At 67.4% G+C, this 239-nt stretch carries 1 pseudogene; it reads left to right on the plus strand.

Going from position 1 to position 239, the window contains the following annotated elements:
- Positions 1 to 239: pseudogene (locus OC373_RS18865) on the plus strand (copper-transporting ATPase); the annotation flags it as partial.

The raw sequence follows: 239 nt of genomic DNA on the forward strand, positions 1-239 counted from the left end.
GTCGTTTACCGAGCATGGGCGCGTCGGTGTGTATTACGAGGCGGCGGCGGTGATCGTGTCGCTGACCCTGCTTGGCCAGATGCTGGAGCTGCGGGCGCGTTCGAAAACGTCCGCGGCGATCAAGGGCTTGCTTGGCCTGGCGCCCAAGGAAGCCCGACGCGTCAATGCCGATGGCAGCGAGGAAGACATCCCGCTGACCCACGTGCATGTCGGCGACCACCTGCGCGTGCGCCCCGGCG

The sequence above is a fragment of the Stenotrophomonas sp. Ste96 genome, assembly GCF_024519495.1.
Taxonomy (GTDB): domain Bacteria; phylum Pseudomonadota; class Gammaproteobacteria; order Xanthomonadales; family Xanthomonadaceae; genus Stenotrophomonas; species Stenotrophomonas bentonitica_A.